Annotated in this window: 35 protein-coding genes; 34 read left to right on the plus strand and 1 reads right to left on the minus strand. The window is 36.8% G+C overall.

Annotated elements, in window-relative coordinates:
* The first annotated feature begins 16 nt into the window (after window positions 1–16).
* The 6 genes from ACQKMR_RS16100 to ACQKMR_RS16125 all read left to right on the plus strand — a co-directional run bounded on the left by ACQKMR_RS16100 (window position 17) and on the right by ACQKMR_RS16125 (window position 4,617).
* Complete coding sequence (locus ACQKMR_RS16100) at window positions 17–2,455, plus strand: phage/plasmid primase, P4 family (protein ID WP_427698195.1); 2,439 nt, start codon at window positions 17–19, stop codon at window positions 2,453–2,455.
* Between the two features lie 273 nt (window positions 2,456–2,728).
* Window positions 2,729–3,160 (plus strand): hypothetical protein, encoded by a 432-nt coding sequence (locus ACQKMR_RS16105; protein ID WP_427698196.1) that lies wholly within the window; start codon window positions 2,729–2,731, stop codon window positions 3,158–3,160.
* Window positions 3,161–3,700 (plus strand): ERCC4 domain-containing protein, encoded by a 540-nt coding sequence (locus ACQKMR_RS16110; RefSeq protein WP_427698197.1) that lies wholly within the window; start codon window positions 3,161–3,163, stop codon window positions 3,698–3,700. It begins immediately after the preceding gene.
* A gap of 19 nt (window positions 3,701–3,719) precedes the next feature.
* The gene (locus ACQKMR_RS16115; protein WP_427698198.1) at window positions 3,720–3,887 is read left to right on the plus strand and encodes a Fur-regulated basic protein FbpA; all 168 of its coding nucleotides are present in this window, start codon (window positions 3,720–3,722) and stop codon (window positions 3,885–3,887) included.
* A 233-nt stretch (window positions 3,888–4,120) separates the two neighbouring features.
* The gene (locus ACQKMR_RS16120; protein ID WP_427698199.1) at window positions 4,121–4,393 is read left to right on the plus strand and encodes a hypothetical protein; all 273 of its coding nucleotides are present in this window, start codon (window positions 4,121–4,123) and stop codon (window positions 4,391–4,393) included.
* Entirely contained in the window at window positions 4,393–4,617 is a 225-nt protein-coding gene (locus ACQKMR_RS16125) for a hypothetical protein (RefSeq protein WP_427698200.1), read from the plus strand. Before ACQKMR_RS16120 ends, ACQKMR_RS16125 begins: the two co-directional genes overlap by 1 nt.
* A 33-nt stretch (window positions 4,618–4,650) precedes the next feature.
* On the opposite strand, the gene ACQKMR_RS16130 is transcribed toward ACQKMR_RS16125, so the two are convergent.
* Window positions 4,651–4,839, minus strand: a complete 189-nt coding sequence (locus ACQKMR_RS16130) for a DUF4177 domain-containing protein (RefSeq protein WP_427698201.1) — start codon at window positions 4,837–4,839, stop codon at window positions 4,651–4,653.
* A 123-nt stretch (window positions 4,840–4,962) separates the two neighbouring features.
* Here ACQKMR_RS16130 and ACQKMR_RS16135 point away from each other — a divergent pair, with 123 nt between their 5' ends.
* The 28 genes from ACQKMR_RS16135 (at window position 4,963) to ACQKMR_RS16270 (ending at window position 26,096) form a co-directional block, all read left to right on the plus strand.
* A complete protein-coding gene (locus tag ACQKMR_RS16135) occupies window positions 4,963–5,427 on the plus strand; it encodes a zinc ribbon domain-containing protein (protein WP_427698202.1) in 465 nt (154 codons plus the stop codon).
* Window positions 5,424–5,732: a hypothetical protein gene (locus ACQKMR_RS16140; protein WP_427698203.1), complete on the plus strand. Its 309-nt coding sequence runs from the start codon at window positions 5,424–5,426 to the stop codon at window positions 5,730–5,732. The genes ACQKMR_RS16135 and ACQKMR_RS16140 overlap by 4 nt, the downstream gene beginning before the upstream one ends.
* A 16-nt stretch (window positions 5,733–5,748) precedes the next feature.
* Entirely contained in the window at window positions 5,749–6,018 is a 270-nt protein-coding gene (locus tag ACQKMR_RS16145; protein ID WP_427698204.1) for a hypothetical protein, read from the plus strand.
* 95 nt (window positions 6,019–6,113) lie between these two features.
* Window positions 6,114–6,464, plus strand: a complete 351-nt coding sequence (locus ACQKMR_RS16150; RefSeq protein WP_427698205.1) for an organic solvent tolerance protein OstA — start codon at window positions 6,114–6,116, stop codon at window positions 6,462–6,464.
* Between the two features lie 103 nt (window positions 6,465–6,567).
* A complete protein-coding gene (locus ACQKMR_RS16155; RefSeq protein WP_427698256.1) occupies window positions 6,568–6,996 on the plus strand; it encodes an ArpU family phage packaging/lysis transcriptional regulator in 429 nt (142 codons plus the stop codon).
* Window positions 6,997–7,072: 76 nt separating this feature from the next.
* A complete protein-coding gene (locus ACQKMR_RS16160) occupies window positions 7,073–8,044 on the plus strand; it encodes a GTP pyrophosphokinase (RefSeq protein ID WP_427698206.1) in 972 nt (323 codons plus the stop codon).
* A 188-nt stretch (window positions 8,045–8,232) separates the two neighbouring features.
* Entirely contained in the window at window positions 8,233–8,637 is a 405-nt protein-coding gene (locus ACQKMR_RS16165; protein WP_427698207.1) for a hypothetical protein, read from the plus strand.
* Between the two features lie 344 nt (window positions 8,638–8,981).
* On the plus strand, window positions 8,982–9,737 hold the full coding sequence (locus ACQKMR_RS16170) for a Cthe_2314 family HEPN domain-containing protein (protein WP_427698208.1): 756 nt from the start codon (window positions 8,982–8,984) through the stop codon (window positions 9,735–9,737).
* Between the two features lie 4 nt (window positions 9,738–9,741).
* Window positions 9,742–9,906, plus strand: a complete 165-nt coding sequence (locus ACQKMR_RS16175) for a hypothetical protein (RefSeq protein WP_427698209.1) — start codon at window positions 9,742–9,744, stop codon at window positions 9,904–9,906.
* 27 nt (window positions 9,907–9,933) lie between these two features.
* Window positions 9,934–10,263: an HNH endonuclease gene (locus ACQKMR_RS16180; RefSeq protein ID WP_427698210.1), complete on the plus strand. Its 330-nt coding sequence runs from the start codon at window positions 9,934–9,936 to the stop codon at window positions 10,261–10,263.
* 128 nt (window positions 10,264–10,391) lie between these two features.
* Entirely contained in the window at window positions 10,392–10,733 is a 342-nt protein-coding gene (locus tag ACQKMR_RS16185) for a P27 family phage terminase small subunit (protein ID WP_427698211.1), read from the plus strand.
* Window positions 10,730–12,373 (plus strand): terminase TerL endonuclease subunit, encoded by a 1,644-nt coding sequence (locus ACQKMR_RS16190; RefSeq protein ID WP_427698212.1) that lies wholly within the window; start codon window positions 10,730–10,732, stop codon window positions 12,371–12,373. The genes ACQKMR_RS16185 and ACQKMR_RS16190 overlap by 4 nt, the downstream gene beginning before the upstream one ends.
* Before the next feature lie 101 nt (window positions 12,374–12,474).
* Window positions 12,475–12,963 carry a hypothetical protein gene (locus tag ACQKMR_RS16195; RefSeq protein WP_427698213.1) on the plus strand — a complete coding sequence of 163 codons (489 nt, stop codon included), beginning with the start codon at window positions 12,475–12,477 and terminating at the stop codon, window positions 12,961–12,963.
* A gap of 147 nt (window positions 12,964–13,110) precedes the next feature.
* Window positions 13,111–13,500: a barstar family protein gene (locus tag ACQKMR_RS16200; protein ID WP_427698214.1), complete on the plus strand. Its 390-nt coding sequence runs from the start codon at window positions 13,111–13,113 to the stop codon at window positions 13,498–13,500.
* Between the two features lie 177 nt (window positions 13,501–13,677).
* The gene (locus ACQKMR_RS16205; protein WP_427698215.1) at window positions 13,678–14,277 is read left to right on the plus strand and encodes a hypothetical protein; all 600 of its coding nucleotides are present in this window, start codon (window positions 13,678–13,680) and stop codon (window positions 14,275–14,277) included.
* A gap of 598 nt (window positions 14,278–14,875) precedes the next feature.
* On the plus strand, window positions 14,876–16,021 hold the full coding sequence (locus tag ACQKMR_RS16210; protein ID WP_427698216.1) for a phage portal protein: 1,146 nt from the start codon (window positions 14,876–14,878) through the stop codon (window positions 16,019–16,021).
* On the plus strand, window positions 16,011–16,736 hold the full coding sequence (locus tag ACQKMR_RS16215; RefSeq protein WP_125162773.1) for a head maturation protease, ClpP-related: 726 nt from the start codon (window positions 16,011–16,013) through the stop codon (window positions 16,734–16,736). The genes ACQKMR_RS16210 and ACQKMR_RS16215 overlap by 11 nt, the downstream gene beginning before the upstream one ends.
* A gap of 12 nt (window positions 16,737–16,748) precedes the next feature.
* On the plus strand, window positions 16,749–17,894 hold the full coding sequence (locus ACQKMR_RS16220; RefSeq protein WP_427698217.1) for a phage major capsid protein: 1,146 nt from the start codon (window positions 16,749–16,751) through the stop codon (window positions 17,892–17,894).
* A 44-nt stretch (window positions 17,895–17,938) separates the two neighbouring features.
* Complete coding sequence (locus ACQKMR_RS16225; protein WP_427698257.1) at window positions 17,939–18,199, plus strand: phage gp6-like head-tail connector protein; 261 nt, start codon at window positions 17,939–17,941, stop codon at window positions 18,197–18,199.
* On the plus strand, window positions 18,186–18,554 hold the full coding sequence (locus ACQKMR_RS16230) for a phage head closure protein (protein WP_427698218.1): 369 nt from the start codon (window positions 18,186–18,188) through the stop codon (window positions 18,552–18,554). The genes ACQKMR_RS16225 and ACQKMR_RS16230 overlap by 14 nt, the downstream gene beginning before the upstream one ends.
* Window positions 18,551–18,943, plus strand: a complete 393-nt coding sequence (locus ACQKMR_RS16235) for a hypothetical protein (protein ID WP_427698219.1) — start codon at window positions 18,551–18,553, stop codon at window positions 18,941–18,943. Before ACQKMR_RS16230 ends, ACQKMR_RS16235 begins: the two co-directional genes overlap by 4 nt.
* A complete protein-coding gene (locus ACQKMR_RS16240; protein ID WP_427698220.1) occupies window positions 18,943–19,329 on the plus strand; it encodes a hypothetical protein in 387 nt (128 codons plus the stop codon). Before ACQKMR_RS16235 ends, ACQKMR_RS16240 begins: the two co-directional genes overlap by 1 nt.
* A gap of 38 nt (window positions 19,330–19,367) precedes the next feature.
* Window positions 19,368–19,994, plus strand: coding sequence for a major tail protein (locus ACQKMR_RS16245; protein ID WP_427698221.1), 627 nt, complete (start codon window positions 19,368–19,370; stop codon window positions 19,992–19,994).
* Window positions 19,994–20,545: a head fiber protein gene (locus tag ACQKMR_RS16250; RefSeq protein ID WP_427698222.1), complete on the plus strand. Its 552-nt coding sequence runs from the start codon at window positions 19,994–19,996 to the stop codon at window positions 20,543–20,545. The genes ACQKMR_RS16245 and ACQKMR_RS16250 overlap by 1 nt, the downstream gene beginning before the upstream one ends.
* A gap of 60 nt (window positions 20,546–20,605) precedes the next feature.
* Window positions 20,606–20,968: a phage tail assembly chaperone G gene (gene gpG / locus ACQKMR_RS16255; RefSeq protein ID WP_427698223.1), complete on the plus strand. Its 363-nt coding sequence runs from the start codon at window positions 20,606–20,608 to the stop codon at window positions 20,966–20,968.
* 62 nt (window positions 20,969–21,030) lie between these two features.
* Entirely contained in the window at window positions 21,031–21,153 is a 123-nt protein-coding gene (gene gpGT / locus ACQKMR_RS16260; protein WP_309558903.1) for a phage tail assembly chaperone GT, read from the plus strand.
* Between the two features lie 36 nt (window positions 21,154–21,189).
* Window positions 21,190–25,377 carry a phage tail tape measure protein gene (locus ACQKMR_RS16265; protein WP_427698224.1) on the plus strand — a complete coding sequence of 1,396 codons (4,188 nt, stop codon included), beginning with the start codon at window positions 21,190–21,192 and terminating at the stop codon, window positions 25,375–25,377.
* Window positions 25,374–26,096, plus strand: a complete 723-nt coding sequence (locus ACQKMR_RS16270) for a distal tail protein Dit (protein ID WP_427698225.1) — start codon at window positions 25,374–25,376, stop codon at window positions 26,094–26,096. Before ACQKMR_RS16265 ends, ACQKMR_RS16270 begins: the two co-directional genes overlap by 4 nt.
* The last annotated feature ends 34 nt before the right edge of the window (window positions 26,097–26,130 follow it).

Consider the following 26,130-nt stretch of genomic DNA (forward strand, 5'->3'; position numbering starts at 1 on the left):
AAAAGGGAGTAATCAAATGACACATCAATTTAACAATATACCTGTAGAGCTTAAAAACACTCCTCATTGGATCCTATGGCGTTCTGAACTACGTGAAGGAAAAAAAACGAAGGTTCCATATCAGATTAATGGAGAGATGGCTCAATCAAATAATAAACGCAGCTGGTCAACCTTCCCAACGGCAATCAAGTTTTTTGAAAAGGGCGGATATGACGGAATTGGCTTTATGTTCTCCAAAGATGATCCTTTTATAGGTATCGACATTGACCATTGTGTGAATGAAGGAGCCCTTACTGAACTGGCTGAGGATGTTATTGAGATAGTCCAAAGCTATACAGAATATTCTCCAAGTGGCGAAGGCATCCACATCATTGCAAAGGGTACTTTACCACTCAAAGGACCAGGTACAGGGAGGAAGAATCCTAAGCTTGGATTAGAAATATACAGGCATGGACGGTACTTCACTTTCACAGGAAACAGCTTAGGTGAAACGCCAGTCCAGGACGGTACAGAACAATTTAAAGTTCTTTTTAAAAAGTATTTAGAAGAAAAGCCAAAGCCTGAAGCGAAGGTCAGTAATAATTTTTCTGAAAGTGAGGATATACAAAGCCTCCCAAACTCTGAGTTATGGGAAAGGATGTTCAGCAGCAAGAACGGTGGGAATATAAAGGACCTATTTCAAGGGCTTTTGATAAATGGGGATCATTCTTCCACAGATATGGCTTTGTGCAATCACTTGGCCTTCTGGACAGATAAGGGTGCATCGAAAATGGATTCCATGTTCCGGGAATCGAGTCTACTTCGTGAAAAGTGGGATAAGCAGCATTCAGGGGATGGTCGTACATATGGGCAAATGACAATTGAAACGGCCATTCTTGCGACTCCCTCAACCATATCTGATTTTGAACCACCAGAAGAAAAGAAATATGAAATATACATTTCAGATGAACCAAATGAAATTGAAGATACTGAGGAAATCATTGATAAAGTCCCTAATTTTCATTTAACCGAGCTAGGGAATGCAGAACGAATTGTGTATTACCACGGAGATAATATCCGGTACTGTAACGAACTGGAATGGCTTATATGGAACGGAAAGCAATGGCAGGAGGATAGCAAACGAAATATCGAGGCCCTTGCTGCAAAAACGCTTAGAGGACTCTACCAGGAGTCAAAGACGGAAGAAGATCGATATCGTGCAAAACAGCTTAATGATTGGGCGAAGAAATGTGAAAAGCGTGCAATTAGAATAAATAGCATATTGGATGTAAGGCCAATGGTTTCTATCAAAAAGAAAGACCTGGACGCTCATAAATTTCTTTTTAATTGTGATAACGGTGTGATTGACCTGAAGACAGGAGAATTAAGCCCGCATGATAGGGATCTGCTCTTTACTAAGATTTCTCCAATTGAGTATAAAAAGAATGCTAAATGTCCCAACTGGATTGCGTTCCTAGAAAGTATTTTTCTTACACCAGAGGGAAAACCGGATCATGAGCTTATAGAATTTTTGCAGAAAGCCATTGGTTATTCATTTACTGGTGTAACAAAAGAACAGATCATGTTTTTCCTTTTCGGTAATGGCCGGAATGGTAAATCAACATTCATAAACACTATCCAGGATCTTCTTGGGGATTACGGCCGGCAGACAAACAGTGACACCTTTTTAAAAAAGAAAAATGACAGTGGAATCAATAATGATGTGGCCAGGCTAGACGGGGCCAGGTTTGTATCAGCCGTAGAGAGTGAGGAAGGGCAGCAGCTGTCCGAATCATTGGTTAAACAAATCACCGGTGGAGAGAAAATGTCCGCCCGTTTCCTTAGACAAGAATATTTTGAGTTTACACCTGAGTTTAAAGTTTTCTTTACCACAAACCATAAGCCAATTATCAAAGGGTCGGATGAAGGTATCTGGAGACGGATAAAGTTAATTCCTTTCACTGTAACGATACCAAAAGACAAAATCGATTACGATCTTCCGGATAAGTTAGCCAAGGAAATGCCCGGCATTCTTCGTTGGGCTGTGGAAGGCTGCCTGAAATGGCAGGCTGATGGATTGGGCGAGCCGAAAGCCGTGAAGGAAGCAACTGAGGACTATAGGCAAGACATGGATATATTAGGGCCATTTATTGACGAAAATTGTACTGTACATCCAAATGCCAAGATTGAAGCAAAAACTCTATATGAGAATTATACAAAATGGTGTTACTCAAACAATGAAATGGAATTAAAGAATCGTGCATTTTATCGGCAAATGGAGATTCGAGGATTTAAAAAAGAAAAAGGAGCCAAAAATAAAACCTTTCTTCTTGGAATGACATTAAATCAATATGCAGGAGCAGGATTTTTCCAAGATGACCCAACAGGGGTTACTGAAAATGCTAAAAGGGTTACTGAACTTTCTTCAAAAAGTAACCCGGAAAAGGTAACTCCTATCAATCGGAAGAGGCTATAAACCGTTGGTATATATGGGTTTCTGAGATTGCTATATTCTATTATTTTTTAGTAGGGTTACTGAGGGTTACTGAATTTCCCTGTTCCATTCCCACGAAAAATAAATAAATAAAAAAATAATATATATATAGGGCTCTTTTACGAAAATGGGTAACCCTCGATAACCCAGTAACCCCAAAAGGGGTTAAACCCTTGATATGACTGACTTTTGATGGGTTACTGAAATTTTAGTTCGGTAACCCTTTAGTAACCCTTTATTAAAAAGAGGTGTTTTATGCATCCAAAGCAGATAATAAGTGATTTCAAAACGATGGGAGCCACCTTCGTACTGGATAATGACGAATTGTACATAGACAACCCAGAAAATATCTATCCAGAACTAGAGGAGTTAGCCAAATCATATAAAGCTAGAATCGTTGCTTTCATGAAAGGTAATTATTCAGACCAGGATCATGCCGTAAAGCAAACCATAGATAAAATCATTAATTGTTTTTTAAGAACAGACGAAGAGGTAAACCAAAAAATCGAGAATTGGATTGGCGATGATCCTGGTTCTGTGGAATTGATTTTAACTCTATTTGTGGAGTTAAGAGAGAACGGTTGGATGAATCTAAAAGAGTCTATATCCAATTTTGAAAATGATAGGACAGATAAATTATCAAAAGAAATATTTGATAGAGCGATGACTTACTTTAGGAGGAAATAAATGTCGGTCATTCATTATAGATATTCCGACAAGGAATTAGAACAGATCCTTGGCACACTTGAAATTATTGTGGACACCAGAGAGCAGAAAAACCAACATGTACTTGATTATTTTAGAAATAAAAATGTTCATTTCAAATTAAGGACCATGAAGACCGCTGATTACTCGGCCATGATTCCAAAGAATTTGGAAATGGGGATTACTCGAGATATTTACCTTACTGCAGGTATTGAACGGAAAAACGGAGTAGATGAGCTGGTGGAATCTATTAAGGACCGTAACCGGTTTGAAAATGAGTTGATTCGTGCTTCAAAAAATCCTTTTGTCCTGATTTGTGAGGACCTAGAAGGATATACAAAAATTTTAAACGGAATGTACAGAAGTAAATATAAACCTAAGTCGCTGTTAGGAAGCTTGAAAACATTCGAGGTCCGATATAACTTCTCTACTGTTTTCTTAGCTCCTGGAGCAACAGGCAACTACATTTACCATCACTTTTACTATATGACTCGTGAATTATTGAAAAAAGGATTTATCTAAACGGTGAAAGGATTGAACTATGTTCTTACGTCAAAGAGTCGAACTTGAAAAAGATTTTTATAAAAATGAACTACTAAATATGGGATATTTCAAAACGCCAGAGGGATTACAGCTGTATGAATTAACGTTGAGCGAATTGGAGGATATCTACAAAGCTGAAAAAGCGAGGGGAAGACATGACGGATAAAGGCAAACGTAGGTTGAGGAAGTCTCTGGCCAAAAGAAGAAAGGATCGCTTAAATCGTGCATTTAGAAACATCTTTGTTAAGTCCGGTTATCTTGAAGAAAGAAAATGATAAGGGGTGGACAGATGTTCATTATCGCGGCTTTCATCATTGGAGCTTGGGTCGGAATGTTCTTCATGTCATTGTTTTCTGCCGGTGCTTATGAAAAAGGATTTAAGGATGGGAGTCGTGTTAAATGAATACAGTTGATGATCAATTGAAAAATGAAGTATTACTTGCAGTGGAGATGGAACGGTTTAGACAAAATTCAATGTGGGGAAGACAACGCCATTCATATGGTGATTGGTTAAAAATCCTTATTGAAGAAGTCGGAGAAGTTGCCCAAGCCATGCAAAAGGATCAGGGATGGGGAAAAGATTCTGATGCCTCTAATTTGTACACTGAACTAATACATGTTGCTGCAGTTGCTGTTGCTATTGCAGAGCAGGTTAAAGAGGGAAATGAGTAATGGCCAAGCAAATACAGCCGGTTATTATCCGCCGCCAAAGGAAGCATGAAGCTGAACAAGCTATCAAGGATTTATTAGCGAGGGGATTTGAGATTGTTTCCCCTCTTAAACAAGAAAAACCTCAATCTGAAGTGCTTCATAATCTTACATTCGAGCAAAGGCGATTCCCTGTAGAAGATTTTTCTTCTCCTTGGATTGCTAAGTTAAGAAGAATCGTTGAGTAGACAAAGGAAAAAGGGAATGAAATCTCATTCCCCCTAATCTTTCTTACGTTTAAATATTAATTCAAAAAAACTAGGAGCACCGTAACCTTTTAATCCTGGTGCAAAGATTTGTACTAACTCCCACCCTTCTTTTTCATGATTATAAACAACTTGATGGTAATCTTCCTCGGGAGTTAGTTTGAATGCTGATAATTGAATTTTCACGAATTTATGTTCGTACAAAACAATAACCTCCTTATTATATCTTTCATTTACGTTTTTTAGTTATGTAAAGTTTCGAAAAATTAAGAAGTTGATGAACAGTTCGACTAAACCATGCACTAGGCAGTTAAGGAGGGTGCTTAATTGAAATACATTTGCAATGATTGCGTGTTAGTTTTTGAAACTCATGGGAAGCTGGCACCGCGTAAAATAGCTCATTGTCCTAACTGTGGAGATAATGTGGCTACGGTAAATTACACTACACCTTTAAAAGGCGCAATCCGGCGAGGATGGTCGCAAGAGGAAATGGAATTGTTGGATCGCTGCATAAAAGGCGAATTTCAGATTTATGCAGTTGCGCACAAAATAGGCAGGTCTTCCAAGTCCGTTAAACGTCAAATACAACGTATAAAGAACAATGAGTCCCGTATATATGAAGGCGCTTGGACCATTAAAGAAGAGCAAACCATTCGTGATTATCTGGATGAGCATGGAACTAAACCAGGTTACTATAAAGACTTAACAAATCTGCTGGGGCGCAACATTAATCAGGTTAGATGCAAGGTATTTCATATGAGGAAAAAAGGGATGTTAGGGGCCGAGGCATGAAAGAACTAGCCGAGCTTAGAAGAATTGTGGACAGCCAAAAGACAGTGACGACTAAACGGATAAAGCCATTGCTGGATGAAATACAAAAGTCATACATTCAAACGGCTAATAAGGTTAAAAGTCAGAAAGAAACGATAAAGAAAATCAATTCAAATTACAGTGTGGCAAATTCAAAGGCGGCTAGGTTATCGGTACATGTCCAGACTCATGAGGAACTTAAAAAGGCCCATTCGGAGTTAAAGGCTAAACATAAAGAAGCCATGAAAGAGCTTCACCAATTTAAATACAATAACAATGCTAGATAAAGGAGGAATCATCGATATGGGTTATTCCCGAGATGAACAAGAAACTTCATTGGTTTTTGACAATAGTACTGGCGAGTGGACCGTTTACTCTACTGTGCCCAAACATATTCGAAAACTCTCTAATTTAACAGAGTTATTCGTCTTAGAATCCGAGGATGATAGACCGATAGCTGTTAGGGGAACTTTGACAGAAAAACAAGTCAGTATGAAAAAGGAACGGGTCTATACAGATGAACAAAGGGAAAGAGCTGCTGAAAGGCTTTCTAAGGCTAGAAACGCTTTATAAATAAAGGAAAACTTTTATTAACTCTCTTTATAGGAGCAATTAGTCTACTTATACATTTAAATAAAAACAACGGTTATTAATAGGAGGATTAATCAATGGCAAAAGTACAACTTAATCAAAAGGAACAACATTATGCAGATACACGTGAACAGGCGGAGGAAATTGTTTCAGCTGCTAAAGAAAATGACAACCTTCAAATGCACAAAATCACAGAGAAATATAACAAGTACGGTCAGTATTTCTTAATTGATTTAACTTATGCTTATCAAATTCCTAAAGAAGTAATGGAGAGTCACCCACAAAATGATAATGCACCAGAAGGACATATGAGCACAGACGATTATGAAGAACCACATGAGGGGGTTGAGTACACGATTGATAAAGATGGTTCGGCCAGTGTGGCGCCAGGTCAGCTTGAATTAGTGAAAGATGATGCACCGTTTTAATAATTAACATAATTGGAAATAAAAAAACCAGGATTTCTCCTGGGTGTATGTTTTTGGTTGAAATATTATATCATAGGGGGAATGTAAGGTGGGCCAGTTATTCATGCTACCTGAAATCGACAGGGAAAAAACAAGGGATGCTGTTGGATCTGCATTGGAGAAATATCGCTTTTACCTATTAACTATTCCTGAAGAAAGATTACCTAAGGTTACTGCTTCTTATTCTCTTGCTGCTTCGGCTCCATCTAATCAATTTCATTCCTCTACAGAAACAGCAGTCATTTATAAAGTTGATTATGAACGTGAGCGTGATGAATATATAGAGAGAATAAGAAAAGCAGTAAATCGGTTGAACTTCAAGGAAAGAGAAATAATCATTAAAAGATACTTAGATGGTGATGATGAAGTATTTGATTATGAAATTTATAATGAAATTGGTTATGGAGAAAGGAAATATTATAGGTTGAAAGCTAGGCTATTTTATAAACTAGCATTTCTTTTAAAAATTGAAGTATATAAAGAAAAATATTAAAAAATATAGAAGGAACCACTTATTTTTTGTCGAATTATTAATTAAATGGTTTTATTAAGTCTGGAAGGAATATGCAATGGAAACTAATCATTTAAAGACACAATACGATTTTGAAATACCAAAATATCGAACATTATGTAAAGAAATTATTAAGCAATTAGAAATTTTATTAAAAGAAAATGATGTTAAGCTTGCGGTTCCAATTAACTATAGAGTTAAAGAGTGGTCTTCTCTTTTAGATAAATGCAAACGATATTCTATGGAACCAAATGATATTACCGAAATAAATGATTTAGCAGGTATAAGGATAATTACATTATTCGAGAAAGATATTAAAAAAGTTCAAGAAATAATAAATTCAATATTTTCTATAACTAGAGAAGAAGATACTGCCTCAAGGTTATCTGATAACCAATTTGGGTATGGTTCAATTCATTATGAAATATATATACCAGATGATTGGACAAAATTACCTTCGTTGAGAGAATTAGAAGGACTTAAAGTTGAAGTTCAATTAAGAACAATCTCACAGCATACATGGGCTGCTGCATCCCATGTATTAAATTATAAGAAAGAATCCGATGTCCCGAAGTCTATTATAAGATCAATAAATAGAGTGGCAGCTCTATTAGAAGTAGTAGATTTAGAATTTGGTAGAGTTCTTGAAGAAAGAATGGAGTTCAACAAACAACCTATTAAAATTGATGATAACTTAAATACAGATATTTTAGAGAAAATTTTAGATGAGAAATTACCTGTAGCTAATAAACATAAAAATGAAAACTATTCTTCTCTAATTAGTGAACTGTCTTATTTTAGTATAAATGATGTTGCCGAACTTGAGAATTTAATTGATAAACACAAAAGTAAAGCATTAAAAAATGACAAAGTTATTGTCCGAGGTTTTTTAGAAGAGCCTTATTGGGAACACGAAGAAGGGGATATAGAGCGAGCAAAAAAAGGTGTTTTCTTTAACCACACGGGATTATTAAGAGAAATAATTGAAATTGAATATGGTCAGGAAGAAAAAATTGCAGCTATGAAGTGAAGTAGTACTAATGTCAGAAAGCATGCAGATTATTGACAGAAAGACGGCAGAGCATTTGGGTTTATATGTGATAAATTTATATCATCGAGAATAAAGCAAGACGGCACTCAAAATGGTGTCGTCTTTTTGTGAATAAAGAAGGTAATCATATCCTTTTGTAGAATGTATAGGACAAAAGGAGGTAAAAAATGATTATTGATGCTAAAAGAGAGATACTGACTGCTTTATTTTTAGAATATCAAAAAGATATTCCTGATTTGAATAAAGTTAAAGTTAAGTTTTTAGAAGAAGGAATGGATATTGATACTTTTAATATAGCGATATTGAAGCTAGAAAACGAAGGATTCATTCATAGTGTACATTTTATACGCGGGGGACGTAAGGCGTATGGTATCCAAGCTGTACGGCTGGAGAATGCTTTATTGACAGCACAGACAGTTAAGTACCTTGAAGAAAAATTGGATTTAGAATTGGAAAGTGTTAGTAATCCAGAAGAAAAATCAAGGAATATTCTTAAACGATTTAAGGATAGTGGCTTTGACAGGATTGAAAATATAATAGCTAAGACTATAGCAGAATTGATTAGTGGTTGATAACTTTATTGAAAAAGGAGATATGATATGTTAGATCCAGGAGTAGTTACAAGTAAACACTTAGATCCAGGTACAGTTGGATACTGAATAAGAATTTGGAGGCACTCGCTCATTGAGTGCTTTTTAATGTCCTCAAATATCCAAATGAATGTTCCGTACTCCAATTACAGTACGGGCTAGAGTACTCCAATTGCAGTACGCTGAAATTTTTTCCTTCATTAGAGCGAAATTCCTAAAGAAAATCTTTAAAGAAAATATATAAAGAAAACCCTCTGAATTTAAAAGAGGAAAATGTCTTTGTTGAAATTGTTTATATAAATATTGGTTGAGTAAGGAGTATTCTTATGGATATATATGATTATGCTAAATACCCAGCAAAAGAAGATTGGCTTGAAATTTGTAAGGATAAGGCAGATGCATTAGATAAGCTTCACCTCAATATAGATAAGAAAAAGTTTAATATTCTTAAGTTTAATGAGGCATATCACGGGATGAAGCTCAATTATTGGTTACAAGAATTTAATAATAGATCTTTTGACTTGATAGTAAATTACACTATGTTAAAGTCATATTATTTGGCAGGCATCCCTGATGATGAATGGTATAAATCTCCTGGTGAAAATGGATATATGGTTCAATACTTCCCACATTTTGAGGAAGAACATCATGCAAATTTATACTGGTTCGGTTTTTATATGGATGGTTATTATTCTCGATTTTCAGGCTTAATAGATTCTGTATATCATTTAATAAATACAAAATATAAATTCGAGATTGAACATAAATTAGGTTTTATAAAAAAAGTTCTAACAAAACTTAAAGTTGAGGATAGAGTTCTTTATGACTTTTTGAATGATTTACCTAACAATGAGGTATATATAAAAGTAAATGAGTTTCGAAATAATCTTATCCATAATTATAGGCCAAACCAAATCGATTCGGGTTTCTCAAAAGAGACTAAACCTGATGGAACACAAGTGATGAAGATGTCTGTCGGTAATTATACAACTTCAAAAGAGTTTATGATAAATATAGATAATAGTTTAGATTTATTGGCAAATATTACTGATACAATTAGAAATAAGGTCAAAGAAGAATAAAACATTGAGCAACCTTTCTAGGTTGCTTATTCTTTTGGAGAAAGAAGATGATGCCTTGAAACCAGTTGATACTTACTTATTATCTAATGCGCTAAAGGATGCTCTAAGTTTTGGGGTTAGACCACATGAATTAGGATGTACTGAAGAAGAGCTTGATGAGATGTACTGATAATGACTTGTAAGGACGTAGATAGCATTGGCTGAGTACAAGACAGAGGCACAGAAGAAGAAGTTCTATAGAACAGGTGATTGGAACAAGTTAAGGCTTGAAGCATTAGAGAGGGACAACTATGAGTGCCAACAGTGTAAGCGTGAGGGCAAGGTGCATGTGGACTCAATCAAGGTACAAGGTGAACGAAAGAGCGTGGAGCTCAACGTTCATCATAAGTATGAGATTGAACACTATCCGCAGCTGGCTTTGGTATTAGATAACCTCGAAACCTTATGCCTGAACTGTCATAACAAGATGCATGATCGAGTATTTGGAGAACAGAAAAAGAAACGTTGGGATGATGAGATGTGGTAACACCCCCCACCTTGCAAAGAAGCTATTTATATTTTACCCCGGGAGCGGGGAGGGGGCTCTGCTGTCCAAAAAAAATCAAAAAAACCATTGCTATATTAGGGGGTTAAAAAAAGAGGGGGGGTGTTTTTGTGAGTGGAGTTGTAAAAATTTCAAAATTGGAAAACCAATTGATGAACCGAATTGATAGAGACGATCTAATAGAAGTTGATAAGGTAATGCGGTATATAGCGATTGTTAAGCAAATTAGAAAACTTCAAATTGCAATCAACAAAGGCGGCGTAATGGCAACAACTATTAATGCAAATCAGGAATTCACTAAAGCAAATCCTGCTATAAATGAATTAAATAAGCTCACAAAAACATTAATCGCTCTTGAAAAATCCATTAAATTTGCAATGTTTGATGTATCAGTTATACCTAAAAATGATGAGAAGGATAATGACGGACCAGAAGTCAGTGATTTATATTGATACATCAAAAATATGTAGATGCTTATATTGAGGAGTGGCGAAAGGGTCACGTTATTTTTAATCAAGAGCGAATTGATTTAGTAAAACAATTAGAAACTGAAGTGCTTGTTCGTGACGATATATATTTCGATGAGAAGCAAATTGAGCAATGTATAAACTATATTGAGAAATGGTACTTCAAATTAGAGGTCTTCCAAAAGTTTATTATCGCTTTTATATTTCTTAAATATAAAGAACGTGACAAGTTATTTTATAAAGATATCGTGATTGTAATTGCCCGTGGGAATGGGAAAAACGGATTGATTTCGGGTCTTGCTGATTATTTTATTAGCCCTGGTCATGGAATCGAAGGATATAACGTAGATGTTGTGGCTAATAGTGAAGACCAAGCTGAAACATCTGTAAAAGAAGTCAATAACATGAAGGAAAAGAACAAGAACTTCATGAAGAACTTCTTCTCTTGGACTAAGACAAAGATTACTGGAAAAGCTACTCTTGCTGAATTCAAGTTCCGGACATCCAATGCCGACACAAAAGATGGTGGCCGTCCTGGATGTTTGATTTTTGATGAATGGCATATTTACGAAGATACGAAACTAATAAATACCCTAAGCTCTGGTTTAGGAAAAGTAAAACATAGAAGAAGAATTTATATATCCACCAACGGTCATGTCCGCGGTGGATTTTTTGATAGATTTATTGAACAGTGTTTAGAAGTCTTAAGAGGCGGAAGTAAACGTGAAAACCGTTTTGTTTTCATTTGCAAAATGGACAGTAAGGATGAGGTCGAAAACCCGGAATTATGGGAAAAGGCGAATCCTATGTTTAGTCAGCCAAGAAGCCCTTATGCTGAAGAACTGTTTGACACAATTATGGATGAATATTTGGATCTGGAAGATGACCCGTCCGGACGATCTGAATTTATGGCAAAAAGGATGAATCTTCCTCAAGAAGATAATACGGTTAAGGTAGCATCCTGGGAAGATATCCAAGCGACTAATAAGCCTATTCCATATGATCGACTAGAAAATAAAACATGTGTAGGTGCAATTGATTTCTCATTCATTAAAGACTTTACAGCATGCGGTGTTTTATTTAAGGATGGCGAAAATTATATTTGGGAAAGTCACCAATTCGCAAGGCGTGAATTTATCAAAGAAGCAAATTTAAAGCCTCCAATATTCGAGTGGGAAGAGCAGGGATTAATTACATTATTGGATGAACCCGTTATTGATATTAGTTATATGGTCAATTACTTTTGTGAAATGAGAGAGAAATACGGGCTAAATACTATTGTTGGAGATACGTTTCGTCTGGATATTGTAAAACAAGCATTAGAAGAAGCAGGGTTCAAAGTTTTATATATACAAAACCCTCATGCAATCTATGCAAAACTTGCTCCTAGAATTGAAATGCTCTTTGCCCAAAAACGTATTATTTTTGGAGATAATCCATTGATGAGGTGGAACACGAATAACATTGTTGTAAAAGTTAAAAATGATGGAAATAAAGACTTTGTCAAAAAAGATGAAGTTAGGAGAAAGACAGATGGATTTTCAGCTTTTGTCTACGCTCTGTGGCAAGCCGATCAAATACTAGTGGATGATGTGGACTTTTTCTTAGATGATATAGAATTTTAATAGGCTCTGTAAAAGGATGTTGTTGATTATCTTGTTGAACTAACGGGGCAGGTTAGTTGAAGAAGGATATAGAATTAAATATATATACGGAGGTGGTATATATGGATAAAGGGGAAAAGACTGATGCTTTAAAAGTTTTAAATTTTTTATGTATTGGGGCCAAGATTGAGGGGCTTAACTTTTATGGATTGAGGTTACTTCTTTCCGAGAGTGAAACTAATTCAAATCGAATTAATGGTCAAATTTACATTAATATTGAGAGTCAATTTTGTTTATTTAATTCACTGCCTAAAAGTATTCCTTTAACTAATGAATTACCTAATATGGATTTGATTGAGTCCTTAAAAATTCTTTGTGAATTGAGGTTGAAACAAATTGTAGATGTTTCATTACATGATAAGAGTCCACATTTATTCTTAACGTTTGAAACAGGTGAAGTTCTTTTTATATGGGGACATGACGATAAGTATGAAAGTTGGCAAGTAGGTGTTATTAAGACATCAATAGATGACGAGGATTGGGACATAGTTGCTTGTCCAAATAATGGTCTAGCAATATGGGGACCAGAAGATATTGTAGGAAATATCTAAGTTTTCGTTATAGAACTAACGGGTGTTTTAGCTGCAGATTAGAGCTGTCTTTAAGGCAACTTTTTCTTTATTCCACTATCGAGGCAGGTTAGTGAAATAAAGCGAAATGATAAAATAAGAAAAAATCAATGTATGAGAGGTGCTAATATGAACAAAGTTTTTATTATCGATGGAGATAAATTTTCTAACTTTAAGGGGTTTTGTAAGGAGTTTTCAGATATAGTCCTCTCTGGAAAATATAAGTGGCGCGGAAATCTAGATGCTTTTAATGATATTTTGTTTGGAGGTTTCGGAGATATAGAAAACGAAGAACAATTTACTATTATTTGGAGAAATTCTGCTAAATCTAAAGTAGATTTGGGGTACAGTGAAACGATAGTTAAACTAAATGAGATGTTGAAAAATTGCCATCATAGTAATGAAGAGAAAGTAATCCAAGAAATAAAGGATGCAAAAATGAACATCGGTCCTACAATATTTGACTTGATTGAAGAAATTATCCTTGATAAGGAAAATGTAACGTTGATATTAGAGTAAACCTTATTCAAGTAACGGGTGTGTTAGCTGAAGATCGGAGCTGTCTTTAAGGCAGCTTTTTATTATGCAACTATCGGGGCAGATTAGTTGAAGAACATTATTTCTAACATATCCATTATTTGTTAATATAGAGGTAACTAATGCTTTGCTTTTGAAATAAAAATGAGGAGGAATACAATGAAACGAATGCCATTCGAACAACCAACCGACCATTATAATGAAAAGGTTTTTTCAATAGATGAACAACTTTGTGCATTACTAAAACAACGTAAGGATATTTCAAACAATGATCCAGGTTTTCCACCTCATAAAAATATCTCAAATTGGGCAAAAAGGTTCGGACTGTACGAGGATTTGTTAAACTCGGTATTCGGTACATTGAGAAATGATGAAGAATTTAGACCTCGTGTTGAACCAAAAGATTTTAAAAGGCATTTACCCATCTTAAAATCAGTTGAAAAGGGTGAATATTTATATACGGTAACCTTTATTCGGCAGTACCAGAATGCAAGCGTGGTTCATCTTAATATCGATTGGGATTCGACGAAAGATTCACCATACGACCGACATCAACACAATTTTTTCGAATTGTTTTTAGGAGAACAATATGATTGTCGTTGGGATTCTGGAAGTGGTTCCACAGGACAATTCGTATTCAGTTTTATCGTGTCTCCGCCGTTACCTGACGATATTTCAGGACTTGATTTAGTTTTTAGAGAATATAGCGGGCCTTTTGGGGACAAACCCACAGGTCTGGAGATTTCAATGCATTTGTAATAATTTCACTAAAGAGTGATCCATTTCACTATTGAAATATGTTGGAAACCTCCTTTTCTTATAGAACTAACGGGGCAGTTTAGTTAAAGAATCAAACCGGGGTTTTTTATTTGTTTTAATAGTTTGGAGAGTAGCCTATAATTGTTTTTATATAAGAAGTAGTTGGAAAGAGGTTTATATGTTTCAAATTTTTTTAAAGAGAACGTTTATTTTAATATTACGTATAGTAACATTGTTAATTATATTAGTAGTGTGCTGTGCTGGTATTATGTTAGGTGCTGTAATATTTGGTATTATGGGTATTGATGTACCTAATTTACAACTAATCATAAATATAGCATCAGTACCCTTTATGTTTATCGACCATAAAATTGCCGCAATAATAATAAACATACTCGTCTTTTTTCTTCCTGCTTTAATATATTTTCAATTAAGAAAGATGAAGAAATAACGATGTTAAGCTAACGAGTTAAAAATTTGTCTTGTTAAACTAACGGGTGCGTTAGTTCCATAGGATGCAATAAAGGAGATCACAATAATATAAGTGGTCTCCTTTTATTTGTATTAACAAAGCCTTTTTAAAAAAGGAGGTGAGATATTGGGAATTTTAGACCTGGTGAAAAGCAGAAATAAAGAACTTGAATTTATGTATGATTTTGATTTAATCCAAGATACTTCCAAGAAAATTCACATGAAGCAATTGGCCATTCAAACATGTATCAATATGATTGGCCGTACTATAAGCCAATCGGAATTTTATGTGAAGAAGGATAAAAAGATTGTGAAGGACGAAATGTACTACCGGTTAAATGTCAGGCCGAACCCGAACATGTCAGCCAGTCAATTTTGGCAGACTGTTGTCCATAAGCTGATATATGACAATGAGTGTTTGATTATCCAATCAGACACGGAGGATTTATTGATTGCTGACTCTTTTACACGAATCGAATACGCCTTAGTTAATGATTCATTCAAAGATGTAACTATTAAGGACTTTACGTTTTCCAGAACATTTCAAATGAGTGATGTTATTTATCTGGAATATAGCAACAAAAAACTATCGACTTTGTTTGATGGTTTATATTCCGATTATGGAGAACTATTTGGTAGGGTCATAGAATTTCAGAATCGCAAGAATCAAATACGTGGACTTGTTGACGTAGAGGCTATAACTGATAAGTCGGAAAAGGGCCAAGAAAAATTACAGAATTATATAAACAAAATTTACAATGCATTTACCCACAAGTCAGTTGCTATTGTTCCACAACAAAAGGGATTTAAATTAGAGGAATTAAAGAGCACGTCACAGCTTCAAAGTGTGGATGAAGTAGCCAAGGTAATTGATGGTTTTCTCAACCAAGTTGCCAAAGCCTTAGGTATTCCGGTTTCTTTGCTACATGGTGATATGGCTGATGTAGAAAAGCCTACACGAAATTACATGACGTTTTGCATTGATCCCTTTTTGAAAAAAATTAGGGATGAATTGAATGCCAAGATGATTGATAAAAAGGAATACCTAGCGGGAAAGAAGATGGAAACTAAACGGGTTTCTTACAGTAATATGTTTGATGTCGCCACAGCTGTAGATAAGTTGAGAGCTTCAGGAGCATTTAACGGTAATGAATTGCGTGAAGCATTAGGTGAGGAAAGGGTGGACGATCCTATGATGGATAAATACTTCATCACCAAAAACTATCAAGAAAGTTCAGAAGCACTTAAAGGAGGTGAGAAAAATGAAGCATAAAATCAAAGGTGATATTATCAATTGGAATTCGAGTATTTGGGATTTTAACTATCAAATGAAGTCAATAAAAGAAGATGAGGATATTGATTTATCCGTTAATTCTTATGGTGGCGATGCCTTTTTAGGAATTGATATTTGTAATACTCTTAAAGATCATAAAGGACTTGTTACTGTGACGATAACAGGCATGGCGGCAAGTGCTGCATCTGTTATTTGTATGGGTGCTGATAAAATACGAGCGCATGCAAATACCATGCTGATGGTCCACAATGCTCAAACATTTGTAGCTGGAGACGCTAAAAAACTTCGAAAGGCTGCTGATGATGTCGAAAAGGTTAGCCAAGCTGTATTGAAATCATATACAAATCGGGTAGATGAGGATACGATGAAAAAATTACTCGATGATGAAACATATCTTACTGCTGAAGAAGCATTAAAATATGGGCTAATTGATGAAATCATCGATGCTGAACCAGAAGAGGTCGAGTCTGAAATCTTTGAGAACAAAGCAAAAGCATTTAACAATAAAATTACGGCTGCTGTTGCACCAAAGCAACCTATCTCTGCATCAGCATCAGGTATCGACGAAAACACATTAAAACAAATGTTTACTGAATTTAAAAATGAAATTAAAAATGAATTAAAACCAAAAGAGATTGTTCCTGATCCTGTTGAACCCAAACAGAATTTGAGCAGTCTCTTTTTACATTTATAGGAGGTATGGATAATGACAATTAAATTTAATAATTTTGCAGAGAAAAAACAGGCTTTTGCTAAAGCAACACAGGAAGGTAGTGCTGAAGAACAGTCTGCTGCGTTAAATAATATGCTGGAAGCGTTGGCTCAGGACGTACAGGGCGATATTATGAATCAAGTAAATACGTCTATGCTTGACCGTTCTATCATGCAAGCCAGGGGCGCTAATGTCCTTACGAGTGAAGAGACAAAGTTTTTCAATGTCGTGATTGAAGAGGGTGGATTTAAAGATACAGAAACACTGCCTAAAACAACACAAGAACGAATTTTTGATGATCTAGTTGAAGGGCATCCGTTACTGCAGCAACTAGGTATTCAAAATCTTGGTGCGGTTACAGAATTCATTTATGGAGATCCAGAAGGTGCTGCAGTATGGGGCCCATTATTCGGAGACATCCAAGGGCAACTAAATGCAACGTTTAGAAAAGAGTCTATCAGCCAACTTAAATTAACAGCTTTTATTCCTCTATCAAACGACATGCTAAAACTTGGACCTGTGTGGGTGGAGCGCTATGTTCGGACTATGATTTCGGAAGCAATGTCCGTTGGTCTTGAGCGTGGATATGTTGCCGGAACAGGAAAAGATATGCCGATTGGATTGTTAAAAGATTTGAAGGGATCTGTTGTGGACGGTGAATATCCTGACAAGAAGTCTTCTGGTACTCTTAAATTTGAGCCAGGCCGCAAAACCATTAATGAATTAAAAGGCGTTGTTGAAAAGCTATCCATTCGCAAGGTAGGGAAAGACGAAGAAGAAAAGGTCCGCAATGTGGCTGGAAAAGTTGTAATGATTGTCAATCCCTTTGATAACTTTAGCATCCAAGCTAATGCGACCGTCCAAAATGCTGCAGGTATATACGTGACAAGCTTGCCATTTAATCCAACCATTACTGAATCCATGTTTGTACCAAAAGGAAAAGTTGTATTCTTTATTCGTGGTGAGTATATTGCAGCTGTCGGTGGAGCGATGGAAGTGAAGAAATTTGATCAAACATTAGCGATGGAAGATGCAACACTTTATATTGCAAAACAATATGCTACTGGTAAGCCAAAAGACAATTACGCAGTACAAGTTTATGACTTAGACCTAGACTTGGAAGGCGGCCTTGAGGGGTGATTTAATTGGTCACACCTGAACTATTAAAAGAATTTAAAGAGCGCATGCATATAACCCACAATGAAGACAGCAATTTAAAACAATTGTTGTCTTTTTCTATTACAAAGATAAAAAGTAGTTGTGGAGAGTTTGATATTTATGGTGAAAAAGATATTGACTTGATGGGAAAAGAATTAGTCTTTGAACGTACTCGTTATGCCTATAATGATGCCCTTGAATACTTCGATGATAATTTTCTTAGTCAGATTACTAGTTTGGGATTATCCATTGCATTAAAAGAGGGTGAACCAGATGCAGCCGTTTAAATATAAACCGCCAAGGGTGAAGACGGGGGATTTACGTACACCCGTTATTTTTCATGAGTATACAGCAAATGAAGGACCAGAACCGGGTGAATCCGAAAAAAGAGTTCTTTATCGTGCTTGGGCCAAGGTTGATAATGTTTGGTTGAAAGACTTGGAGATTGCTAAGGCTAACGGGACCTTATCTGATATCACCATTAAAATACGAGATCCACAAGCTGATTATATCCCTAATAATAAGCATTATCTTTCCATCGATGCTCCTGAATACCGAGACAAGCGATATAATGTCAAACACGTTCAACCCGATTTGCAAAATAAGGAGTTCATCACAATTGTAGCGAGGCTAACCGAATGAGTGTAAAGATCAAAGGTGAAAAAGCACTGGTTGCAGAACTTGAAAGACGTATTGGAAAAATGAAGGCGCAGCAGTTAAGTGATAAAGCCTTAAAACGTGGTGCCCAAGTATTTATAAAGGAACTAAAAAGTCAATTTGCATCCTTTAAAGATACCGGAGCATCCATTGAAGAAATGAAAATATCAGAGCCGATGTGGGTGGCTGGTGTTAGGACTGTTAAAGTTTATTGGCGTGGTCCGAAAGATCGTTATCGAATCATTCATTTAAATGAGTTTGGTACTGTACAAAACCCAAATCCTAAAGGGAAGGGTTCAATCGCAAGAGCAATGCGAAACGCTGAAAGGGCTTATCGTGAGGCTATCAAACAAGCAATAAGGGAGGGAATATAATGGATGTTCTAGGGATGGTATATAATGTTCTGATTGCAGACCCATATATCAAAGAAAAAGCATCTGGGAGAATCAAATATTATGAGTTTCCTGGAACCGGAGACGTTACAGCACCTTATATCATCATAGACCCATTAGACGTTCCACTCCCCAAAGATTTCGCTGATGATACCTGGCTGACTTATGATTGTCTTTATCAAATTGAAGTGTGGTCAAAGAACAGGACCAATACAAGAGAATTATCTGAACAAATCGGAATAGTTATGTGGAATTTTGGTTTTCATCAAGGTACTGGCATTGATGAATGGGATAAAGATACAGGTGTTTTTCGAGATGCAAGAAGGTATCGAGGGAAATTATATAGAGACGATTTAGACACTTTATAAGGTGTCTTTTTTAATTATTTTAAATAGGAGTGATTAATTTGGCAGAAGAGAAAAAAAGCTATAGAGCATCAACCGGTGTGAATGAATTTTATTATGCGGTTTTAACAGATGACGATGACCATTCATTTACGGCTGGTGAAATTACTCGGATTAAATTTCTACAAACTATTGAGGTAGAAATGCCGCAAGAAGCGATGAGGGCGTATGGGGATAATGGTACAGCTGAAATTGCTATTTCAGGTGGAAATGTAACAGTAGCCACTCAATTTCACAAAGTACCCATTCAGGATAAGAATATTTTATTTGGTTTAGAAACAGTGGACGGACTTTCATCCATTGGTGGTGAGGATGTGCCACCTTATGTGGCAGCGGTATTTACCAAGACATTTGAGGACGGTTCTAAAGAATGGGTGGGGCTTACAAAAGGGATGTTCATGCGTTCTAAAATTTCCGGTAAAACTAAAGAAGAAAACAAAGAATTTGATAATGAAGAAGTAACGGGAGAATTTATGGAGCGTTATGTTGAAGGAGCCGAATCTGAAAAATCTGTTCTTTTCGGAGCTGACAAAAAGGGTGAAACAGACAGCCGAGATTCTCTATTCCAAAAGATATTTGGCAAGCCTTATCCAGGAACAACTGGAGAACAAGGTGGTGTGGAAGGATAATGACAAACTTTAAAGCTGTTGTAGTTGAAGATATCCAGGTCAACAGATTAGTAGTATTAGCAGTCAAAGAAAAAGAAAATGAAATAAATATTCGTTTAGCCCAAGAAGGCGAAGTTCCTGACTTTTTAGCAACAAGAGAGATCACAGAAGGTGAAGAGGTCTATGTGACTATTAAAAATAGAGAAACATGGAAGGTCGAAGCCGGAGCAGACATTCAGGCAGGTGTTCCAGTAGGGACTGGTAAAGACGGGAAAATCGTTGAAGCTCTTGGAGAAGATTCTCCGTCTATCATCGGATATTCCATAAATGCGGCAAAAGCTGGGGAAGTTGTTAGTTATGTCCGGAATGTAAAAGGCGGAGGCGGAGGAGAAGGTGTTCCGGGTCCACAAGGCCCGAAAGGAGATAAAGGGGAAACTGGACCTGCTGGAAAAGATGGTGCAGTAGGAGCAAAAGGTGATACGGGTGCAGCAGGGGCAAAGGGTGCTGATGGATTCCCGACTAAAGCGCAGTGGGACGAATTAGTAGAGAGAGTAGCAACATTAGAAGGGTAAAGAGCAGGAATATTCCTGCTCTTTCTTTATTTAATTTTAAAAACGAAAGGATGTTTTGGAATGGCTAATTTAAAACGTAACATGATCGAATTGGTAAAAGAAGTGAAGGAAGGTGAAATTGAAACGGTGAAATATCTCACACCTGTATTCATCCCCTTTTCAGTAGTTTATGAAGCAATCGATATGACACAAGAAATTGAAAAAAGTGAAGAAAGTAAAAGTGCTGGATCAGAAAAGGAATTAATTGATAAGTTACTGGATTTTGTAGCAAACAAGGTTTATAACAAGCAATTCACACAAGAAGATTTATTTAATGGCCTTCACGCACCAGATGCTATTCAAACCCTCCAAGAACAAATTATGTTTGTGGCTCAAGGTCGGCAAAACGATGAAACAAAAAAGTTTTTGGCGAAGAAAGGTTAACGGATGAGGACTTTTCCCCTGCCAAGCAAAAAGAATACTTGGACAAACTCATCCTTGATCTTATGAAAGATGGTAAGGATATCAACGAAATATTGGGTATGCCTTATCATTTTTTACTCGAAATATTAAGAGAAGAAAATAAACCAAAGCAAGAGAAATCCTTAATCGCCGCATTCGGTGGTTAGGGATTTTTTTATTGGTATGAGAAGGGAGGGTGATTGATGGAGAAGATAGAAGGCCTTTCGATTGGACTTGACCTTGACTCCACAGCCCTCAATCGTGGTCTAACTGGGGTAAAGGATAAATTAAAGACTGTAAACAGTGAAATGAAGGCTAACATGTCAGCTTTTGACCGTGGTGATCAGTCTGTAAGAAAATACGAAACTCGCTTAAGTGGTTTGAATAGGAAACTAGAAGTGCAAAAAGAGGTCACAAAGCAGGCCAAGGCTGAGTACGCAAAGATGGTCAGAGAGCATGGTGAAGGTTCTAAAGAAGCGGATAAAGCTGCCAAAAGCTATAACAATGAAGTGGCTTCCTTAAATAACTTGGAACGCTATGTGGGGCGAACACGTGATGAACTAGAAAAGCTAAAAGAACAACAAAAGATAGCCGAATCCAGCTGGGGTAAGCTTGGCAAAAAACTTGACGAAACAGGCACTCGTTTAACCAAAATTGGCGACAGCATGAAAAGTACTGGAAGATCGATGTCGATGTACCTCACAGCTCCGATTGTGGGAATAGGCGTCATGGCGATAAAAACAGGTATGGACTTTGATGACTCTATGGCAAAAGTACAAGCTGTATCCGGTGCTACTGGAAAAGACTTAACTAAGTTACGTGACAAAGCGAAAGAAATGGGACGCACCACAAAGTTTTCGGCATCTGACAGCGCAGAAGCCCTCAACTATATGGCAATGGCTGGTTGGAAAACAAACGATATGTTAGACGGCTTGGAAGGTATTATGAACCTTGCTGCTGCATCTGGTGAGGATCTTGGAACAGTATCTGATATCGTTACGGATGCCTTAACAGCGTTCGGAATGAAAGCCAAAGATTCCGGGAAATTTGCGGATGTGCTGGCCGCCGCATCATCAAACGCCAACACAAATGTTTCGATGCTTGGTAAGTCGTTTGAATATGCTGCCCCGGTAGCTGGAGCTTTAGGTTATAGTGCAGAAGACACAGCACAGGCACTTGGCCTTATGGCGAATGCAGGGATTAAAGCTGACAAAGGTGGAACCGCACTCCGAACGATGATGACAAACCTTGCTAAACCAACAAAACAAATGAAGGGCGCTATGGATGAGCTCGGAATTAGCCTGATTGATGGCAACGGTAATATGAAAACACTTGATCAAGTTATGAAAGATTTACGCAAAGCATTTAGTGGTATGGATAAGGATCAACAAGCTGCGTATGCTGCAACAGTCTTCGGTAAAGAAGCTATGTCAGGTGCACTTGCAGTAATAAATGCGAGCGAACAAGATTACAACAAGTTATCTAAAGCTATCAACAACTCAGAAGGCGCCGCAAAAAAAATGTCTGAAATTATGGAAGGGACATTAGGTGGTGCTATACGTGCGATTAAAGCAGGACTAGAAGGTTTTGCTATATCGATCTATGAATCTATGTTGCCTGCACTTGAAAAAGGTGCAGAGAAGGTAAAAGGTTTTGTAAAATGGCTTAATGATCTATCACCTGCTGCCAAAATGACCGCCGTAGTTATTGGAGGTATTACAGCTGCCATCGGCCCTTTACTTGTTGTAGGCGGGATGTTTATTGGCTTTTTGGGAAGTGCAGCGACAGGGCTCGGAACACTTTTTCCCGCCATTGCCAAAGCTGGTGGGTTGCTAAAGTGGTTAAGGTTAGGGTTTGTAGCACTCACAGGTCCCGTTGGGTTAACCATTGGTATTTTAGCGTTATTAGCTACTGGTGTAGTCATTGCTTATAAAAAGTTCGAGCCATTTCGAAATGCTATAAATAAATTGAAAGATGTTTTTGTAAGTGCCTTTAAAATAATAACGGATTATTTTAAAAGTAAGATTTCGGAAATGAAATCCTTTTGGGATATAAACGGAAAACAATTACTTGATGCCTTCCAAAATATTTTTAATGGGATTTTGTTTGTGATCAAACCTATGATGCCGATACTTGAAGCTATTTTTAAAGTTACGTTTAAAGTCATTTTAGAAATTGTAAAATCAGTTTTCGGAAATATAAAAGGTGTAATAGACGGTGGACTAAAGTTCATCAGGGGCTTAATACAAGTGTTTTCCGGATTGTTTACCGGTGATTTCTCAAAAATGTGGACAGGAATCAAGAATATCTTTTCAGGTTCCATTCAGTTTATTTGGAATTTCATGCAGCTAATGTTCTGGGGTAAGATGCTTAAAGGTATTTTATCATTATCGAAATTAATGGTAAATGCGTTCAAGGGCATGTGGGGCAGTATAAAAAACGTTTTTTCTACAGTCATTAAGTGGATCGTGGATTTTGTAAAGAATCGATTTACTTCCATGAAAAATACAATCGATACTATAACAACCACAATTAAAAATATCATTTCGACCATTTGGAATGGTATTTTAAACTTTTTCAAATCAGTGCTAAATTCTATTGTGGATTTAGTTAAAAATCGTTTTACTACTTTGAAAAATACAATCAATACCATTTTCAGTGAAATCCGTAATCTAACCAAAACCATTTGGAACGCCATAAAGGATTCCATTTACACGCCTATCAAAAATGCGGTAACAAACACCATAAACCGTTTCACTATTTTAAAATCAAGTATATCAGACATATTTGGCGCGATTAAAAAAAATATTAAAGGCTATGTTTCGGATATGGTTGAAACTGTAAAGGGTATGCCGCAAAGGATGTCAGATGGTCTGAAAAAGACAGGCGGTAAGATTAAAGAAGGTGTTATATCCGTATCTAATAAAATGGTATCCGGCTTAGGTAAAGGTGTTAATGGCGTTATTACAGGCGTTAACTGGGTTATGGGAAAGTTAGGCGTTAAGAAGAAAAGCCAACTAGACCCTTGGAAAGTTCCACAATATGCACAAGGTACAGACGGGCATCCTGGAGGATTGGCCGTTGTTGGTGATGGTAAGGGTTCTAACGCTGGACAAGAATTAATTCAAACTCCTGATGGACAACAATATTTATCCCCTGCAAAATCTACACTAGTCAATTTGCCTAAAGGTACACATGTACTTGCTGCAAGCCTAACAAAGCAATTAATTCCTCATTATGCTTGGGGTGATGACTTTTGGGGTGCAAGCAAAAGTATTGCTAGTAATGCATGGGACGCTACCAAAAAAGGTGCTAAGAAAGTAAAAGATACAGGCGTAGATATTTGGCAATATGCTAGTAATCCTAGCAAACTATTAGATTTATCCATGAAAACTTTAGGGATTACCGCACCCACGGGAACCGATGTTTTGGGGCAGATAGCAAAAGGCGGTTTTACTAAAGTGAAAAATAGTGCAGTGGATTTTGTAAAAGATCAAATGCAGGGCTGGTTTGGTGAAGGGGGAAGTGCGGCACCTGCTGGTAGTGGAGTTGAAAGATGGCGTTCTGTTATTCTCAAAGCAGCGGCTATGATGAAAGAATCTGTAACTCCTGCTGAAGTGAACGGGATTTTGGCACAAATTAAACGTGAGTCTACCGGGAACGAAAAGATTGTACAATCGTCTGCAGTATGGGACGTCAATACTGCTGCTGGAAATCCAGCGAGGGGATTGCTCCAATATATACCGCAAACATTCAACGCCTATAAGATGAAGGGACATAACAATATTTATTCAGGATATGACCAACTTTTAGCGTTCTTCAACAATACAACATGGAGGCGTGACCTTCCATATGGTCGTAGAGGATGGGGACCACGTGGTAAACGTAAGTATAAAAACGGAACAGGCTTACTAGGGCACATAGGCGGAGATGCTATTTTAGGAGATGGAGGAAAAGTTGAACCATTCTTAATGCCGAATGGTTTATTAGGTTTAAGTCCAGACAGCTCAACGCTTTTTCCTAATCTTCCAAAGGGAACAATTGTATGGCCTAGTATTCAAGATTTCCTTAAACCTACTAATGGAACTTATAGAACAGATGCCATGAAGTTGTTGGCTTTGGCAGGTAAGACGGTGGATAAAGGAAACAAGCGTCCTGGACAATTGCCGAATGTAGGCACTGATGGTAGTGAAGGGAATAATGTACTACAGAAATTACTTGAGGCCACACTTGAACAAACAAAGGTGCTTTTACAATTATTAAACAAGGATACAGACATCATTTTGGATGGACCTTCGATAGCGAAAGGTATTCATAGAGAAGTGGCTAAATATCAGACACAAGATAAAAGAATAAGTAAAAGAACGATTAAAGGGAAGGTGAGAAAGTGAACAGTTTTACTTTCGATGGTATATCAAAGCCATACCTTACTGTCCTTAAAGATAGCAACAGACAACCGTGGGCTCCAATCGAGTGGACGTATCAAGACGTTCCAAAACGACCTGGGGCTCTTCCTGTTAAAAAGAACACGAGAGTTAGAGCATTACCTCTTCCTGTTTTTTTAAAGGGTAAAAGTATTGAGGATTTGCAAAAAGTAAAAGAGGACTTGGCAGAATGGTTAATCCATGACGAGCCAAAGCCTCTTATTTTTGATGACGAACCTGATCGGATCTATTATGCAGTCGTGGATGGAAGTTTTGATCCTGATGAAATATTGAAGTGGGGGCAAGGAGTCATTCCTTTTATTTGTCCAGATCCATTCAAATATGGCACTGAAAAAACTATAACTGTCACTAACAGTGCAACCATTGAAGGAACGGTGTCCACAAATCCTATATATACAATCACTTTTACTGCTAAAGCAAGTGAATTTAAAATCCTGCACCAGGATACAGGTAAGTTTGTCCGTGTCATTTATGGATTTGTTGCTGGTGATGTGTTGGTCATTGATTTTACCAAACGTAAAATTACTAGTAATGATCGGCTTCAAATGACAGCTTTAGATTTAAGTAGTAATTGGTTTAATCTGCAAAAGGGTGTTAATAGATTTACGATTACTCCTGCAGGAGTGACAACAACAAAATTAACTTATAATCCAAGGTGGTTGTGATAGGAAATATCGATGTAACTGAACTAGAAAAAAG

It is taken from the genome of Peribacillus sp. NPDC096540 (genome assembly GCF_050278525.1).
GTDB lineage: Bacteria > Bacillota > Bacilli > Bacillales > DSM-1321 > Peribacillus.

What these genes read in the sequence shown, in the direction of transcription:
- gpG (WP_427698223.1), top strand. Translation starts at nt 20,606, where the DNA reads ATGGCTAATTTAAAACGTAACATGATCGAATTGGTAAAAGAAGTGAAG.
- ACQKMR_RS16250 (WP_427698222.1), top strand. Translation starts at nt 19,994, where the DNA reads ATGACAAACTTTAAAGCTGTTGTAGTTGAAGATATCCAGGTCAACAGA.
- ACQKMR_RS16145 (WP_427698204.1), top strand. Translation starts at nt 5,749, where the DNA reads ATGGGTTATTCCCGAGATGAACAAGAAACTTCATTGGTTTTTGACAAT.
- ACQKMR_RS16220 (WP_427698217.1), top strand. Translation starts at nt 16,749, where the DNA reads ATGACAATTAAATTTAATAATTTTGCAGAGAAAAAACAGGCTTTTGCT.
- ACQKMR_RS16110 (WP_427698197.1), top strand. Translation starts at nt 3,161, where the DNA reads ATGTCGGTCATTCATTATAGATATTCCGACAAGGAATTAGAACAGATC.
- ACQKMR_RS16150 (WP_427698205.1), top strand. Translation starts at nt 6,114, where the DNA reads ATGGCAAAAGTACAACTTAATCAAAAGGAACAACATTATGCAGATACA.
- ACQKMR_RS16265 (WP_427698224.1), top strand. Translation starts at nt 21,190, where the DNA reads ATGGAGAAGATAGAAGGCCTTTCGATTGGACTTGACCTTGACTCCACA.
- ACQKMR_RS16165 (WP_427698207.1), top strand. Translation starts at nt 8,233, where the DNA reads ATGATTATTGATGCTAAAAGAGAGATACTGACTGCTTTATTTTTAGAA.
- ACQKMR_RS16115 (WP_427698198.1), top strand. Translation starts at nt 3,720, where the DNA reads ATGTTCTTACGTCAAAGAGTCGAACTTGAAAAAGATTTTTATAAAAAT.
- ACQKMR_RS16200 (WP_427698214.1), top strand. Translation starts at nt 13,111, where the DNA reads ATGAACAAAGTTTTTATTATCGATGGAGATAAATTTTCTAACTTTAAG.
- ACQKMR_RS16160 (WP_427698206.1), top strand. Translation starts at nt 7,073, where the DNA reads ATGGAAACTAATCATTTAAAGACACAATACGATTTTGAAATACCAAAA.
- ACQKMR_RS16140 (WP_427698203.1), top strand. Translation starts at nt 5,424, where the DNA reads ATGAAAGAACTAGCCGAGCTTAGAAGAATTGTGGACAGCCAAAAGACA.
- ACQKMR_RS16205 (WP_427698215.1), top strand. Translation starts at nt 13,678, where the DNA reads ATGAAACGAATGCCATTCGAACAACCAACCGACCATTATAATGAAAAG.
- ACQKMR_RS16155 (WP_427698256.1), top strand. Translation starts at nt 6,568, where the DNA reads ATGCTACCTGAAATCGACAGGGAAAAAACAAGGGATGCTGTTGGATCT.
- ACQKMR_RS16225 (WP_427698257.1), top strand. Translation starts at nt 17,939, where the DNA reads ATGCATATAACCCACAATGAAGACAGCAATTTAAAACAATTGTTGTCT.
- ACQKMR_RS16120 (WP_427698199.1), top strand. Translation starts at nt 4,121, where the DNA reads ATGAATACAGTTGATGATCAATTGAAAAATGAAGTATTACTTGCAGTG.
- ACQKMR_RS16170 (WP_427698208.1), top strand. Translation starts at nt 8,982, where the DNA reads ATGGATATATATGATTATGCTAAATACCCAGCAAAAGAAGATTGGCTT.
- ACQKMR_RS16125 (WP_427698200.1), top strand. Translation starts at nt 4,393, where the DNA reads ATGGCCAAGCAAATACAGCCGGTTATTATCCGCCGCCAAAGGAAGCAT.
- gpGT (WP_309558903.1), top strand. Translation starts at nt 21,031, where the DNA reads ATGAAAGATGGTAAGGATATCAACGAAATATTGGGTATGCCTTATCAT.
- ACQKMR_RS16195 (WP_427698213.1), top strand. Translation starts at nt 12,475, where the DNA reads ATGGATAAAGGGGAAAAGACTGATGCTTTAAAAGTTTTAAATTTTTTA.
- ACQKMR_RS16100 (WP_427698195.1), top strand. Translation starts at nt 17, where the DNA reads ATGACACATCAATTTAACAATATACCTGTAGAGCTTAAAAACACTCCT.
- ACQKMR_RS16230 (WP_427698218.1), top strand. Translation starts at nt 18,186, where the DNA reads ATGCAGCCGTTTAAATATAAACCGCCAAGGGTGAAGACGGGGGATTTA.
- ACQKMR_RS16235 (WP_427698219.1), top strand. Translation starts at nt 18,551, where the DNA reads ATGAGTGTAAAGATCAAAGGTGAAAAAGCACTGGTTGCAGAACTTGAA.
- ACQKMR_RS16215 (WP_125162773.1), top strand. Translation starts at nt 16,011, where the DNA reads ATGAAGCATAAAATCAAAGGTGATATTATCAATTGGAATTCGAGTATT.
- ACQKMR_RS16240 (WP_427698220.1), top strand. Translation starts at nt 18,943, where the DNA reads ATGGATGTTCTAGGGATGGTATATAATGTTCTGATTGCAGACCCATAT.
- ACQKMR_RS16105 (WP_427698196.1), top strand. Translation starts at nt 2,729, where the DNA reads ATGCATCCAAAGCAGATAATAAGTGATTTCAAAACGATGGGAGCCACC.